Annotated in this window: 16 protein-coding genes; 4 read left to right on the forward strand and 12 right to left on the reverse strand. The window is 64.7% G+C overall.

The features are described 5' to 3' along the window. The 5 genes from UW3_RS26650 to UW3_RS0107790 form a co-directional block, all read right to left on the reverse strand. Positions 1–803: extracellular solute-binding protein (locus UW3_RS26650; RefSeq protein ID WP_010221761.1), on the reverse strand; the 803-nt coding region annotated here is incomplete at its 3' end. A 35-nt stretch (positions 804–838) separates the two neighbouring features. Further along, positions 839–1,654, reverse strand: coding sequence for a carbon-nitrogen hydrolase family protein (locus tag UW3_RS0107775; protein WP_010221762.1), 816 nt, complete (start codon positions 1,652–1,654; stop codon positions 839–841). A gap of 94 nt (positions 1,655–1,748) precedes the next feature. Beyond that, the gene (locus tag UW3_RS0107780; RefSeq protein WP_010221763.1) at positions 1,749–2,336 is read right to left on the reverse strand and encodes an SMI1/KNR4 family protein; all 588 of its coding nucleotides are present in this window, start codon (positions 2,334–2,336) and stop codon (positions 1,749–1,751) included. 184 nt (positions 2,337–2,520) lie between these two features. Beyond that, on the reverse strand, positions 2,521–3,042 hold the full coding sequence (locus UW3_RS30065) for a methylated-DNA--[protein]-cysteine S-methyltransferase (RefSeq protein WP_010221764.1): 522 nt from the start codon (positions 3,040–3,042) through the stop codon (positions 2,521–2,523). A 13-nt stretch (positions 3,043–3,055) separates the two neighbouring features. Further along, positions 3,056–3,613 (reverse strand): helix-turn-helix domain-containing protein, encoded by a 558-nt coding sequence (locus UW3_RS0107790; protein WP_010221765.1) that lies wholly within the window; start codon positions 3,611–3,613, stop codon positions 3,056–3,058. A 96-nt stretch (positions 3,614–3,709) separates the two neighbouring features. Between UW3_RS0107790 and UW3_RS0107795 the strand changes: the two genes are divergently transcribed. Further along, a complete protein-coding gene (locus UW3_RS0107795) occupies positions 3,710–4,633 on the forward strand; it encodes a DMT family transporter (protein ID WP_010221767.1) in 924 nt (307 codons plus the stop codon). 18 nt (positions 4,634–4,651) lie between these two features. Here UW3_RS0107795 and UW3_RS0107800 read toward each other — a convergent pair whose 3' ends face one another. The 3 genes from UW3_RS0107800 to UW3_RS0107810 form a co-directional block, all read right to left on the reverse strand. Further along, on the reverse strand, positions 4,652–5,338 hold the full coding sequence (locus UW3_RS0107800; RefSeq protein WP_010221768.1) for a TIGR04211 family SH3 domain-containing protein: 687 nt from the start codon (positions 5,336–5,338) through the stop codon (positions 4,652–4,654). Positions 5,339–5,520: 182 nt separating this feature from the next. Further along, positions 5,521–6,894, reverse strand: coding sequence for a nucleotide 5'-monophosphate nucleosidase PpnN (gene ppnN / locus UW3_RS0107805; protein WP_010221769.1), 1,374 nt, complete (start codon positions 6,892–6,894; stop codon positions 5,521–5,523). Between the two features lie 86 nt (positions 6,895–6,980). Then, entirely contained in the window at positions 6,981–8,099 is a 1,119-nt protein-coding gene (locus tag UW3_RS0107810; RefSeq protein WP_010221770.1) for a DmpA family aminopeptidase, read from the reverse strand. A gap of 166 nt (positions 8,100–8,265) precedes the next feature. Here UW3_RS0107810 and UW3_RS0107815 point away from each other — a divergent pair, with 166 nt between their 5' ends. Beyond that, the gene (locus UW3_RS0107815; protein ID WP_010221771.1) at positions 8,266–9,057 is read left to right on the forward strand and encodes a helix-turn-helix transcriptional regulator; all 792 of its coding nucleotides are present in this window, start codon (positions 8,266–8,268) and stop codon (positions 9,055–9,057) included. A 3-nt stretch (positions 9,058–9,060) separates the two neighbouring features. Then, on the forward strand, positions 9,061–9,684 hold the full coding sequence (locus UW3_RS0107820) for a glutathione S-transferase family protein (protein WP_010221772.1): 624 nt from the start codon (positions 9,061–9,063) through the stop codon (positions 9,682–9,684). Positions 9,685–9,880: 196 nt separating this feature from the next. Here UW3_RS0107820 and ampC read toward each other — a convergent pair whose 3' ends face one another. Then, entirely contained in the window at positions 9,881–11,035 is a 1,155-nt protein-coding gene (gene ampC / locus UW3_RS0107825) for a class C beta-lactamase (protein WP_010221773.1), read from the reverse strand. A gap of 131 nt (positions 11,036–11,166) precedes the next feature. On the opposite strand from ampC, the gene UW3_RS0107830 reads away from it, so the two are divergent. Further along, the gene (locus UW3_RS0107830) at positions 11,167–12,042 is read left to right on the forward strand and encodes a LysR family transcriptional regulator (protein ID WP_010221774.1); all 876 of its coding nucleotides are present in this window, start codon (positions 11,167–11,169) and stop codon (positions 12,040–12,042) included. Here the strand turns inward: UW3_RS0107830 and UW3_RS0107835 are convergent. From UW3_RS0107835 to UW3_RS0107845, 3 genes are read right to left on the reverse strand one after another with little or no spacing between them, the layout of a single operon-like run. Beyond that, positions 12,032–13,081: an NAD(P)/FAD-dependent oxidoreductase gene (locus UW3_RS0107835; RefSeq protein ID WP_010221775.1), complete on the reverse strand. Its 1,050-nt coding sequence runs from the start codon at positions 13,079–13,081 to the stop codon at positions 12,032–12,034. The two genes, UW3_RS0107830 and UW3_RS0107835, sit on opposite strands and share 11 nt — an antisense overlap. Continuing rightward, positions 13,078–13,503: a hypothetical protein gene (locus UW3_RS0107840; protein ID WP_010221776.1), complete on the reverse strand. Its 426-nt coding sequence runs from the start codon at positions 13,501–13,503 to the stop codon at positions 13,078–13,080. The genes UW3_RS0107835 and UW3_RS0107840 overlap by 4 nt, the downstream gene beginning before the upstream one ends. Then, the gene (locus UW3_RS0107845) at positions 13,500–13,919 is read right to left on the reverse strand and encodes an LIC_13387 family protein (RefSeq protein WP_010221778.1); all 420 of its coding nucleotides are present in this window, start codon (positions 13,917–13,919) and stop codon (positions 13,500–13,502) included. Before UW3_RS0107845 ends, UW3_RS0107840 begins: the two co-directional genes overlap by 4 nt. Between the last annotated feature and the right edge of the window lie 41 nt (positions 13,920–13,960).

Below are 13,960 nucleotides of genomic sequence, written 5' to 3' on the forward strand. Positions count from 1 at the left end.
TCGCGGGGAATGGCGTAGCGGATGTCGCGACCGTTGTTGGCGTTATCGGCGGCCAGCCTTGCATCGAACACCCCGCCCGACCAGCCCAGGACCACGCAGACATTGCCGTTGGCCAGGTCCGAGATAAAGCGCGAAGAGTCGAAGTAGGCGATGTGCGGGCGTATTTTGAGCAGCAGCGCTTCGGCCTTGCGGTAGTCTTCGGGGTTCTTGCTGTTATAGGGCAGGCCCAGGTAGTGCAGGGCGATGGGGATGATCTCGTTGGGCGCATCGAGCATGGCCACGCCGCAGTCGGCCAGCTTGGCGATGTTTTCTTCCTTGAAAATCAGGTCCCAGGAGTTGAGCGGTGCGGCATCGCCCAGGCGCGCCTTGACCTTGTCGACGTCATACCCCAGGCCCGTGGTACCCCATAAATACGGAGCAGCGAAGCGGTTGCCGGGGTCGTTGTTCTGCAGTTTGGCGAGGATCTGTGGGTCCAGGTGCGGCAAGTTGGGCAACTGGCTGCGGTCGAGCTCGGCCAGCACCCCGGCCTTGATCAGGTTGGGCAACAGGTCGCCGCTGGCAAATACCACGTCATAGCCACTGCGCCCGGCCATCAGCTTGCTCTGCATCACATCGCTGTTGTCGAACACGTCATACACCGGGGCGATGCCCGAGGCCTGTTGAAATTCCTTGGTGGTGTTGGGGGCGATGTAGTCGTACCAGTTGTAGATATGCACGCTGGGTGCGCTGCTTTCGGCGGCCTGGGCGACGGCGACGTTGAGCAGCGCGGCGAGTACCAGGGGGATAGGGCGGGTCGACTTCATGGGGCTCTCCGGGCTCTTGTTGTAAGGGATAGCGCTCAGGGGATCAGCAGTTCGCGGCGCCCGTCAGGGTGTTCGATGCGTTGGCCGGGCAGTTGCAGGCGCCGGTCGGCCAGGTAGTCGTAGGCGCGGCGGGCGTGTTCGAGTTGTTGCAGGTCCAGCTCGATGACCTGCTGGCAGGCCTCGCGCCCAGCCTCGAACAGCAGGCGCCCGTGCGGGTCGACCACCGCGCTGGCGCCGGCGAACACCAGGCCGTCATCGCCTGCGCCGACGCGGTTGACCATCAGCGCAAAGGCCTGGTTTTCCTGGGCGCGGGCCATGATCGCGGTGCGATGCACCGGGCCGTAGGGGTCCATGTTGCCGTTGCTGACCACGATCAGGTCGACGCCCAGTTGCGCCAGGGCGCGGCTGCTTTCCGGCAGCTCGATGTCGTAGCAGATCAGCAGGCCGATGCGCAGGCCTTTCCAGGTGGTTGTGGCGTAGCGATCGCCGGGCATGAACAGGCCGCGCTCCGAGGGCCACAGGTGGGTCTTGCGGTAGCGCAGGGCGATGCCCTCGGGGGTCAGCAGCAGCGAGGTGTTGTAGTAGCGGCCGTCGGCCTTTTCGGCCAGACCGATCACCACCGCGACATCGCGTTCACGCACGGCCTGCAGCACGGCCTGGACGCTGGGGCCATCCACGGCTTCAGCGACCTCGGGCAATTGCGCGGCGCTGGCAAAGCCCATCAGCTGGGTTTCCGGGAACACCAGCAAGTCGCTGTCGGCCGCGCAACCGGCGATGGCCTCAAGGGTACGTTGCAGGTTGTAGGCGGTATCGCCGTCGCGGCCGGCGAGTTGTATCAGTTCGATCTTCATCGGGGTTCCTTGCGTAGGGCTGGAACCGAGTATGCGGCGCGACGGCGTGGGCGGTAATCACGTTGATGGAGTAACCCTGAATGGGTAATGGCGCTCAGATCTCCCGTTCAACAAAGGCGAAGTCGCTGTCGATCAACTGCTGCAGGTACTGATCGAAGCTGTCGGCAATCACTTCATAGCTGTCGGGGTCGTGCAGGTAGCGCAGCACCTGGCCGACGGTGCCGCCGGCGGCGGGGTTGAAGTCGATGTACAGCTTCGAGGTGCCGCCATTGTTCATGCAGTGGGAGAAGCACAGGCGCTGGTTCATGCCCAGGTCGATGTCGATGCCCGGGCCGACGGTTTCCGGGTATTCGTCCAGGTAATCGCCGTAGATGCCGCGAATGCTGTCGGTGTAACCCCTGGCGTCTTCGAGGATCTGTGCGGCGGCGCTGAGGAAGTAGGGGTACTCGAACACGTCCGAGCCGAGGATCAGGACGATGACCGTGCCGCCTGGGTAGGCTCGGAAATGGGTCCCGTCGATATGGCCGAGCAGTTCCAGCAGGCTGGCGGGGCATAGCGGGTAACGCTCAGTGAGCGTCTGCAGGCCTTCGGCCGAAGCGCCGTGGGCAAGGTTCAACTGCTCAAGTGACTCGCTTGGCAGCGCCTGACGCAGGCCGGTGAGGTAGGTGGTGACGAGGGACATGAGGGGCGGTTCCTTCCTGAAAGAGCACAGATGATAGCCAGGCTGACGTAAATTCACCGGGATTGCGAGCGCTGCGCGCTCGATCGCGGGCAAGGCCCGCTCCCACAGGGTCGGCGCCGCTCTCAGGGTTTGTGCAAAACCTGTGGGAGCTGGCTTGCCAGCGATGAGGCCGGTTCAGCCAGCATCAGCCGTCGTCTGAGTTACGACGTTCGTGCTCCAGCAACCAGCGCTTGCGTTCAATACCGCCACCATAGCCGGTCAGCGCGCCGTTGCTGCCGACCAGCCGATGGCAGGGGATGGCCAGGCTCACCGGATTCAGCGCATTGGCCAGGCCCACCGCCCGCGCGGCTGCGGGGTTGCCGAGCTGTGCGGCGATCTGCCCGTAGGTGCGGGTGCTGCCCACCGGGATGGCTCGTAACGCCGCCCAGACGCGCTGCTGGAACGGGGTGCCGCCAGCGTCAATGGGCACTGCATCAAACGCCTGCAATTGGCCCGTGCAGTAGGCCTGCACGGCATCGGCGAGCGCCGCCAGCCCCGCGGTTTCACGCAACTGCACGCCTGTGCCGAAGCGGGTGCGCAGCAGCCGCAGCAGGCGTTTTTCGGGCGCATCGAATTCCAGTGCCAACAGTTGCTGGCCGTCACTGACGATCAGCACCTGGCCCATCGGCGCCGGCAAGTGCAGGCGGCGCAGCAGCAATTCGCTCATGGGCAGTCCTCGTTCAGGCGTGTTCGATCAGCATCACGGCCAGGGTGTCGGCGTCCAGCGCGTCGAACAGATGCGGGGTATCGGCCGAATAGCTCATGTAGTCGCCGGCCGCCAGCGTCACCGCCTGCTCGACCGGGCCCACTCGGGCGCGGCCGTGGCACAGGATCACATGCTCAAGGGTACCCGGTGGATGCGGTTTTGACAGCCGTGGCTCACCGGGCTGCACCCGCACCCGGTAAATATCGCGCTGAGCCCCCGCCGGGCAGGCAGCGAGCAAGGTGGCGGCGTAATTGGCCTGCTCGGCGTGGCTGGCGGCGCCTTCATTGGCGCGAATCACCTGCACATGCTGGCGCGGCTGGCCCATCAGCCGGCTGACCGGCACCTGCAGCGCGCCGGCCAGGGCCCAGAGGGTTTCCAGGCTGGGGTTGCCGACCCCGGACTCCAGCTGCGACAGGGTGGACTTGGCCAGGCCTGCGCGCTTGCCCAGTTCGGTCACTGACAGGCCCAGGCGCTCACGCTCGCGGCGGATGGCGCTGGCCAGCAGGAGGATGGGGGAGTGTGCTTCGATCATGTGTTCGCTATACCGGTCAATTGTTCGTCTTGACGAACGGTTTTCATCTGTTCAGCATAACGGACCTTTGTTCGATATGACAGGAGTCAGCCCACCATGCACCTGAAAACACGCGGCACCCTGGAGATGACCGCCGCCATGCTGATCTCCGGCACGGTTGGCTGGTTCGTCCTGGCCGCAGACCAGCCTGCGGCCGCCGTGGTGTTCTGGCGCTGCCTGTTCGGTGCGTTGGCATTACTGCTGGCCTGTGCCGGGCTGGGTTTGCTGCGGCGAGGGAGGATTAGCTGGCGCCAGGCGTTGGCGGCGGCAGTCGGCGGGGTGGCGCTGGTGCTGAACTGGGTGTTGCTGTTCAGCGCCTATGGGCATGCCTCGATCGCTGTGAGCACCGTGGTCTACCACACCCAGCCGTTTATGCTGGTGGGCTTGGGGATGCTGTTGTTCGCCGAGAAGATGACCGCTAACAAAGCCGGCTGGTTGCTGGCGGCGTTCGCGGGGATGCTGCTGATCGTCATGGCCGGATCGAGCGCTGATGCGGTCGCCGGTGACTACCGTCTGGGCGTGTTAATGGCGCTGGGCGCGGCGTTTTTCTATGCGGTTGCCGCCGTGATCACCAAGCGATTGCACGGTGTGGCGCCGCAATTGATCGTGCTGATCCAGATGCTGGTCGGTGTAGGGCTGCTGGCGCCCTTTGCGCAGGTGCCGGGGATGACGCGTGCGCCCGCTACCTGGGCCTGGCTGGCCACCATTGGCATCGTCCACACCGGGCTGATGTCGACCCTGCTGTACAGCGCTATCCAGAAGATCCCCACCAGCCTGGTCGGCGCCTTGTCGTTCATCTACCCGGTGGTGGCGATCCTGGTCGACTGGCTGGCCCTGGGGCACCCGTTGGGCGTGCTGCAACTGGCGGGTTCAGGGTTGATTCTGCTGGCAGCGGCGGGGATGACGTTTGGCTGGATGCTGCGGATCACGACCGCTGCGCGGCCGATCGCTGGCAAGGCCAGCTCCCACAGGGGGCGCTGAGCGTCCTAGGACTATTCCTCAGAACCACCGATCATTACGCTTACGCCCACGGCTTAAGGCCGGCAGGATCAAGCCGGCGAGCAGGCCGGCACCGGCGATGCCGCCGCCGTAGACCATATAGCGCATCAGCACCTGCTTGTTCTCGTCACCCAGGCGCGCCTGGGTGCTGCGCAGTTCCGACTGGGTATCGCCGAGCTCGGCATTCAGCGCCTTGTTGCGCGCTTCCAGCTCGTCGATCAGCGCCTTGCGCGAATCAAGCGTCTCCTGCATGCCTTGCACCCGGGTCTTCCAGCTGTCGTCGATGGTTTTCAACTGCTCGCTGAGCTGGGTCACCTGCCCGGTCAGTTGCGGCAGGCGCTCGGCCTGGCCGGGCACGGTCTGCAGGTCGCTGCTGGTGATCCACACGGTGTCGCCGGACTCGCCGCGCACCTGGCTGTAGTTGCCCTGGGTGGCCAGCAGGGTGACCTTCTGCCCGGACTTGAGGTTGCCGACGATGCGGTGGCCATCGGTGGGGCCGCTGCGCACGTAGGTGGCCAGGCTGTCGCTGACCCAGCGCTCGTTGCTGCTGGCAGCTTCTTCGGCCTGTAGCGGGGTGGCGAGGACCAATAGGGCGCCTATCAGGCTGGCCGTCAGCAGGCGGCGCGCGCCCGGGTTGGAGGAGGAAAACAGCGTGGGCGCCGCAGCAACAGGACGAGAGATAGGCATGATGGTCTTCGCGTGAAATAAACAATAAAAGCCCGATGACTGGGCCGGTGAAGAGGCGGCGTGCGCGCAGGCCGCCAGCTGAAAGACCATATTTCTGCAGGCAGGTTCACTGAGCGGGGTAGGAAAATAGCAGCAAATGTTGCGGGCACAGGCTGTGCCCGCAAACGGGGGAGGGGCTTGAATCAGCTCACGACGCGGTAGCAGGGCACGTATTCGGCACCGCCCGGCAGCTTCATCCGGTGCTGGTCGACGAATGCTTGCAGCAGGTGGCCAAGAGGTTCGAGCACAGCGCTGTCACCCTTGATTTCGTACGGGCCTTTTTCTTCGATGAGGCGGATGCCCTTGTCCTTGACGTTGCCGGCGACAATCCCGGAAAACGCCCGGCGCAGGTTGGCGGCCAGTTCGTGCGGCGGCAGTTCGCGGCTGAGCGCGAGCCCGGTCATGTTTTCGTGGGTCGGGTCGAAGGGACGCTGGAAGCCCTCTTCGATCTTCAGCAGCCAGTTGAAGTGGAAGGCGTCATTGCGCTCGCGGCGGAACTGCTTGACCTCCTTGAGCCCGTCGACCATCTGCCGGGCCACTTCGGCCGGGTCGTCGATGATGATCTGGTAATGCGCCTGCGCCGATTCGCCGAGGGTGGCACGTACGAAGGCATGCAGCTGCTGCAGGTACGGCGCCGCGCTTTTCGGCCCGGTGAGGATCACCGGGAACGGCAGGCCACGGTTGTCCGGGTGCATGAGGATGCCGAGCAGGTAGAGGAACTCTTCGGCAGTACCGGCGCCACCGGGGAAGATGATGATGCCGTGGCCGACACGCACGAAGGCTTCCAGGCGTTTTTCGATATCCGGCAGGATCACCAGCTCGTTGACGATCGGGTTGGGCGCTTCGGCGGCGATGATGCCCGGCTCGGTCAGGCCCAGGTAGCGGCTGCCGCTCATGCGCTGCTTGGCGTGGGCGATGGTCGCGCCCTTCATCGGGCCTTTCATCACGCCCGGGCCGCAGCCGGTGCAGACGTCCAGCTTGCGCAGGCCCAGCTCGTGGCCGACCTTCTTGGTGTACTGGTATTCCTCGGTGCTGATCGAGTGACCGCCCCAGCACACGACCATTTTCGGCTCCACGCCCGGGCGCAGGGTACGGGCGTTGCGCAACAGGTGGAAAACGTAGTCGGTGATGCCCTGGGAGCTTTCCAGATCGATGCGCTGACTGGCCAGTTCGCTTTCGGTGTAGACGATATCGCGCAGGGCGCTGAAGAGCATTTCGCGGGTGCTGGCGATCATTTCGCCATCGACGAAGGCATCAGCCGGCGCGTTCAGCAGCTCCAGGCGCACGCCGCGGTCCTGCTGGTGAATGCGTACCTCGAAGTCCTTGTAGGCCTCGAGGATGGTCTTGGCGTTGTCGACATGCGCGCCGGTGTTGAGGATTGCCAGCGCGCACTGGCGGAACAGGGTGTACAGGCTGCCGGAACCGGCTTCACTCAGTTGCTGTACTTCTCGTTGAGACAGTGTTTCCAGGCTGCCTTTTGGGCTGACAGATGCATTGATGACTTCGCGTTGGGGCATTCTGGGTTTCCTGTGAGCGGGTAAACGTCCATCTTCAGAACACCACCATACCGACAAATTGTCGCAGCAACGAGTGCCTTTCGCTGTCAGGCCTTGTCCGCAGTATCTGGCGCGGCCCGCCAACCCACGGCGTGCAGGGCCTTGAGCAATTGCTCGGGCTTGAGGGCCAGCACCTTGCTGCCATGGGCCTCAAGGTCGGTGGCCGCCAGCAGGGCATTGACGATGGCTTCCTCCACGGCATCGGCCGCCGCGCTGAACAACGCCGAGATATGGTCGTTGTTGACCATCTGCACCGTGCTGGTCGGCGCCCCCGGGTGGCCGAAGTTGGCCGCCGGCAGGCTGTTGCCGGTGGAGAAGGCGATGAAGATGTCGCCGCTGGAGTCTTCGGTGCCGCCGCCGACCCGCGCCAGGCCGACACTGGCCCGTTGCGCCAGGCGCGTGCACTGGTGCGGCAGCAGCGGCGCGTCGGTGGCCAGGGTGATGACGATAGAGCCCATGCCCGGTTCGCCGACAGTGCGCGGTGCGCTAAAGGGTGAATGCACCTCCCCCAGCACCTGGCCGACCGGGTAGCCGGCTACCCGCAAGGCGCCGCGCACACCGTAGTTGGCCTGCACCAGCACGCCGACGGTCCAGCCGCCGGCCGCGCTGTCCAGTACCCGCGAAGAGGTACCGATACCGCCCTTGAATTCGTGGCAGATCATCCCGGTGCCGCCACCGACGCAACCTTCGGCCACCGGCCCCGACTGCGCCGCGCCAAGCGCTGCGTGGACATGCTCGGCAGTCACATGCTGACCCCAGATGTCGTTGAGCACGCCGTCGTAGGTTTCCAGCACCGTGGGCATGCACCAGTAGGTACGGGCCTTGCCCATCTCGCGCTCGGCCGCCACCAGCGCATCGCGGACCACGCCGACGCTGTGGGTGTTGGTGTAGGCAATCGGGGTGGTCAGCAGGCCAGCCTCGCGAATCCACTCAAGGCCAGTGGCATCACCATTGCCATTGAGCACGTGCACGCCGGCAAAGCACGGCTGCAGGCTGGCGGCCCGGGCCCGTGGCTCGATCACCGTGACCCCGGTGTTGACCGCGTTGTCGCCGCTGCCGCGCTGCACGGTGTGATGGCCGACACGCACGCCCGGTACATCGGTGATGGCGTTGAATGCGCCAGGGTTGCCCACGCCGATTCGAATGCCCAGATCACGTACACGCATTGATTCACAGCTCCTGTTGAAAGGTTTGAAGGGCCCGCAATGGCCGTTGCTCGCACAGCATGACAAGTGCTCGAGCAACGGCAATACTGCGTGCCGGTGTGCAGAGTCTAGGAACTCGACCTGCCGCTGGCGATTCCCCCCAATCGTTACCCCCTAGGAGTTACCGGTGAACCTGCTATTCGAAGCCGCCGCCCATCACCATGGCCTGGCCCGGGTCATTGACCAGCTGGGCAGGCCGGGGTTCTGGCACCAGTTGATCGTGCTGCTCGATCAACTGCTGCCTTGCGACACAGCGCTGGCCCTGCTGGTGGAGCGTGAGGGTGCGCCTGTGGTGCTGGAGGAGTTCGACCGTGGTTTTCGCAATGCGCCTGCGGCGGCACCGCTGTACCTGGGCGGCCTGTACCTGCTCGACCCGTTCATCCAGGCCATGCGCGACGGCCTGGCCGATGGCGTGTACCGCATGGAAGAGGTGGCGCCGGACGAGTTTCGCAAGAGCGACTACTTCAACAACTACTTTCGCGCCCTGGTCGGCGAGGACGAGCTGCAGCTGATCCTCAACCTCGACGCGGGCAAGGTCCTGGCCATTTCGTTGGGCGCCAATCAGCGCTACGACACTGCCGCCATCGGCCAGTTGACCCTGCTGGCGCCGTGGCTGCTGGCGCTGATGCGCCAGCACTGGCACCAGCAGCATCCTCAGCAGGTCACAGAGCATTCGACGCCGGTGGAGCGCGCCCTGGAGCATTTTGGCAGCGACACCCTGTCGGCCCGCGAACTGGAAACGGCCCGCCTGGTGCTGCGCGGCAACTCCAGCAAGGCCATCGCCAAGCGCCTGGACATCTCCCAGGAGACGGTCAAGGTGCACCGCCGCAACCTGTACAGCAAGCTTGGGGTGTCGTCCCAATCGGAGCTGTTCAGCCTGTTTTTGCAACACCTGGGACAACACGACCATCAGGAGTGAGTGATGCTACGGATACTCGGCAAGGCTTCATCGATCAACGTGCGCAAGGTGCTGTGGACCTGCGCCGAATTGCAGCTGCCGTTCGAGCGCGAAGACTGGGGCTCGGGCTTTCGCTCGACCGAGGATGAAGCGTTCCTGGCGCTGAACCCCAACGCCATGGTGCCGGTGATCGTCGACGGTGATTTCGTTTTGTGGGAGTCCAACACCATCATCCGCTACCTGGCCGGCCAGTATGGCGGTCAGCAGCTGTACCCGACCGCGCCCAGGGCACGGGCGCGGGTCGATCAATGGATGGACTGGCAGGCCACCGACCTCAACGGTTCATGGAGCTATGCCTTTGTCTCGCTGGTGCGCAAGGCCGCGACCCACCAGGACCCGCAAGCGCTGGCGGCGGGTTGCCGCAACTGGGCGCGCAACATGACCCTCCTTGAGCGTCAGCTGGAGCGTACCGGAGCCTATGTCAGTGGCGCGGATTTCTCCCTGGCTGACATTCCCATCGGCCTGTCGGTCAACCGCTGGCTGCAGACGCCGCTGGAGCGCCCGGCGCTGCCGGCGGTCGAGGCTTACTACGATCGCCTGAGCGAACGTGAAGGCTATCGCTTGCACGGGCGCAACGGGTTGCCGTGAGGTCAACTTTAAGCACTGCGTAGGACCTGTGGGAGCCGGACTTGCCGGCGATCGAGCGCGCAGCGGTCGCAATTCAGGCAACACTGGGTGTGCTGGCTGCACCGGCTTCATCGCTGGCAAGCCAGCTCCCACAGGTCCGGCGTACACAAATCCACTGTGGGAGCGGCGGGGCGACGCCTCGACTTGCCCCGCGATTCTACTTGGCCAGAGCCGTGAGGATCCGATGCGCCACCTTCACCCGCTCGGCAATCGGGTAGTTCTTGTTCGCCAGCAGCACAATGGCGATGCGTTTTGACGGCACGAACGCTACGTAGGCACCAAAACCATCGGTCGAGCCGGTCTTGTTCAACAAGGTGTTGGCCGGCAGTGGCCGCGCCGGTTTAAGCCAGGTCACCGGCTGCGCTTGCAGCACCATGGACGGCGCATTGCCGGCTTGCAGCTGTTCCAGGCTTACCGGGTAGGCATACTGCTCCCAACCCAGGCCCTGGGTCATTTCACCGACCTGGTAGTAGCCGGTCTGCGTCGTGGCGATGGCCCGTTGCAACGGCTTGCTCAGGCTGTGCGGCTGCATGTTCAGGTCCAGGTAGTGCAAGAGGTCCACCGCCGTCACTTTCAAACCGTAGGCTTCGCCATCCAGTGGCCCGGGGCCGACGCGCACCGGCTGGTCCTGCTTGTTGTACCCCTGGGCGTAGTTGCCCATCTGTGCGGCAGGCACCTGCAGGTAGCTGTGCTGCAGGCCCAGTTGCGGCAGCAGCTGTTTCTCCATCAGCTCGGCAAACGGCGTACCCAGGCTTTTGGCCGTCAGGTAGCCAAACAGGCCAAGGCTGGGGTTGGAGTACAGCCGGTGGGTGCCAGGCGCGTAGTCGGCCTTCCAGTGGCCATAGTAGCCGGGCAGGTCGGCCTCGCCCTTGACTTCATCAGGGAACTGCAAGGGCAGGCCGCCAGCACTGTAGGTGCCGAGGTTGAGCAGGGTGATGCCATCGAACGCCGTGCCTTTGAGCGCAGGCCAGTGCTTGCTGGCCGGGTCACCCAGGCTCAGCTTGGCGCTGGCCTCGGCAAAGCCTGCGAGGGTGGCGGTGAAGGTCTTGCTCACCGAACCGATCTCGAACAGGGTGTCGGCGTTCACCGCCTGGCCGCTCTGCGTCGACGCTACTCCGTAGTTAAAGTAGTGCTGCTGGCCATCGACGCTGATGGCCACGGCCATGCCGGGGATGGCCTGTTGCTGCATCAGCGGGCGCACGGCGGCGTTTACCGTGGATGCCAGCGACGTATCGGCAAGGCTTTGCCCGGTGACCAGGCTAAGGGTCAGGGCGGCCAGAATCCCTGGCTTGAGGTTGGTTTTTTGGTGCATGATCGGCAACCTTTCCATAAGTGGACTGTTGTGAGCCTGGCTGCAGCAGGGAGCGCCAATCTAGGCGTTCTGCGCAGGCTCCACAAACGATGATATTTCGCAGCAGCCATTAGAAAAATTTGGGAGTCTGCATGATCCGACCACACTTGCCCCTGAACGCCCTGCGTGCGTTCGAGGCCTCGGCCCGGCACTTGAGCTTCACCCGCGCGGCTATCGAGCTGTGTGTGACCCAGGCGGCGGTCAGCCATCAGGTCAAGAGCCTCGAAGCCCAGCTCAAAGTCACCCTATTCAAGCGCCTGCCGCGCGGGCTTATGCTCACCAGCGAAGGCGAGACCTTGCTGCCGGTGCTGCGTGAATGCTTCGACCGCATCGCCCAGACGCTCGACTGCTTCGACGGCGGCCATTATCGCGAGGTGCTGACCGTGGGCGCGGTGGGCACCTTTGCCGTCGGCTGGCTGCTGCCGCGCCTGCCCGAGTTCCAGGCCCTGCACCCGTTTATCGATTTGCGCCTGTCGACCAACAACAACCGCGTCGATGTCGCCGCCGAAGGCCTGGACTATGCCATTCGCTTTGGCTCCGGCGCCTGGCATGGCATCGATGCGCAGCCGCTGCTGGAGGCGCCGCTGTCGGTGCTGTGTGTGCCGTCGATTGCGCTGCAGCTGCACACGCCTGCCGATCTGTTGCAACAAACCCTGCTGCGCTCCTACCGCAGCGATGAATGGACCGAATGGTTCCAGGCCGCCGGGCTGTCGGGCGCGGTGCAGCCTTCGCGGACCATGGTCTTCGATTCGTCGCTGGGGATGATGGAAGCGGCCCTGCAAGGCGCCGGCGTGGCCCTGGCACCGCCGCTGATGTTCGAACGGCTGCTGGCCAGCGATGCCATTCGCCAGCCGTTTGCCTTGAGCATCAGCACCGGTAGCTACTGGCTGACGCGCCTGCAGTCGAAGGCCGAGAGCCCGGCGATGGCAGCGTTCAAAAGCTGGTTGTCGAAGGTGGCTACAGGCTGAAGCGTGAAGGCCGGCAGCCTCGCAGCTCGGGCGCAAGCTGGCCATCGATCAGCTCTTGCGCAACCAGGCGACCGACCACCGCTGCCAGGGTCACGCCCGAATGCATCACCGCCAGGTACAGCCCGCTGACAGCGGGCAAGGCCCCGATGATCGGAATGCGATCATCCGGCATGGGCCGCCAGCCAACCTCGGTGCTGATCAGTTCAAGCTCCTGGCCCCGATGCAAACTGTCCCGAATGGTATTCAGCGCCCGCTGGGCAATAGCCTCGGGGCCTTTTTCGCCGTCGGCATCAAGGTAGTCTTCGGCGGCCAGGACCTGCTCGGGCGTCGGTTGGCGGATTTCCAGATCGTTGCTGGCGATCAGGGTGTGCACCAGTCGCTCGTGTGCCCGCAGGCGGATCAGGATCGACGGCGACGGGTGCAGCGGTAATGTCACGCCCAAGGGCTGCAGCAAGGCCTTGCACTCGGTGCCGGCCGCCAGTACCAGGCGCTCGCAGGCAATCAGCCCGCCAGTCGTAACGAGTGCCGCGACGGCGCCGTCAAGGCATTCGATGGCCAGCACCTGGGTGTCGGTCAGCACGTTGGCGCCGTTGGCCTGGGCGCGCTCCAGCAGCAAACGGGTCATCGCTGGCGGGTCGATGGAGCCTTCCTGCGGCGCAAACAGCGCCTGCTGCCGGGGCGCTTTGAAATGCGGCTCAAGCTGTTGTACGCGAGCGGGGTCGATCGGCTCGACGCCGTCAGCAGGCGACAGCGCCTGGTTGAACGACAGCGCGCCGGTCCAGTTGATCGGCGCCGTGCCCAACTCGTTTTGCAGCCGGTGATACTCGGCAATCGCCAGGCCGCGCAGTTGGGCAAATTCGCCGGGCTGTGGCGCCGTTGTGTTGAGCCAGCCAAAGGCCTGTGAGGTGACGCCCAGGCCTGCTTGGCCCTTGTCGATCACCGTCACCTGGGCATGCTTGCTCAGGTGATAGGCAATCGAGGCGCCGACGATACCGGCGCCGATCACTACGACGTTCGGGCGTTGCCGGTCGGTGGTCATTGGCGATTCTCCGGCCAGGTGGCGGTCGGGAAGTAGCTTTCCATACCGGGCTCCTTGTGCTCGACGCCGTTGCGCTGCCAGTAACAGGTCAGGCGCGCGTTGTTATCCAGGTCGCTGTGGGCCAGGCAGGTCGAGTAGTGTCCGGGCCAGGTGAAGCGCAGCACTTTCGCGCGGGCGATGGCCGCGACCTCGACCTTGCCGATGGCCGTCCGGGTCTTGCCGTCGATGGTCTTCGCCAGCACCAGTTGACCGTCCAGATAGCGCAGGGTGGCCCGGCCCGAATACGTGGCGCCGTTGTCCGGTTGTTTGCCGACCAGTGCATAAGGCCCGACCACAAAGCCGTAGAGCGGGTCCGGATAGTCTTCATCATCGGCCACGCAAGCCGTGCCGACCAGCATCAAACCCAGCAGCAACAGCCTCATAGCGGCAGGGCCTGAAGCATGACGGCACCAACAAACAGCAACAGCGCAAGGCTGATGCCGATCAGGGGAATGTTGAACCAGTAGCGCCGCGCCAGCAGCGCCATGCTCGCCAGGAACACAACCCCCAGGCCCAGCAGAAAGCCGTCACGCAGCAGCGCCTGCGGTGCTGCCAGGGCCAGGTAGCCATACACCAGGCCGAACAGCATGGCGCCCAGGCTATGGCTGGCATTGAAACCCACCCAGGCACGCCACACCGTCGTCTGCCGGGAAATCACCGGGGAGATTTTTTGCATCTGTTCGCCCAGCGCCGGGTCACGCGGCTGGAACTTGTTGCTGGCGAAGGTATAGACCAGGTGCACAGTGCCCAGTAGCAGGGCGATGGCGGCGCTGGCACAGATCAGTAGTTGAGCGATCACGGGCAATCCTTTGGCAGGTGAATAAAGCGCCGCCGGCGGGC

The sequence above is a fragment of the Pseudomonas donghuensis genome (assembly GCF_000259195.1).
Lineage (GTDB): Bacteria > Pseudomonadota > Gammaproteobacteria > Pseudomonadales > Pseudomonadaceae > Aquipseudomonas > Aquipseudomonas donghuensis.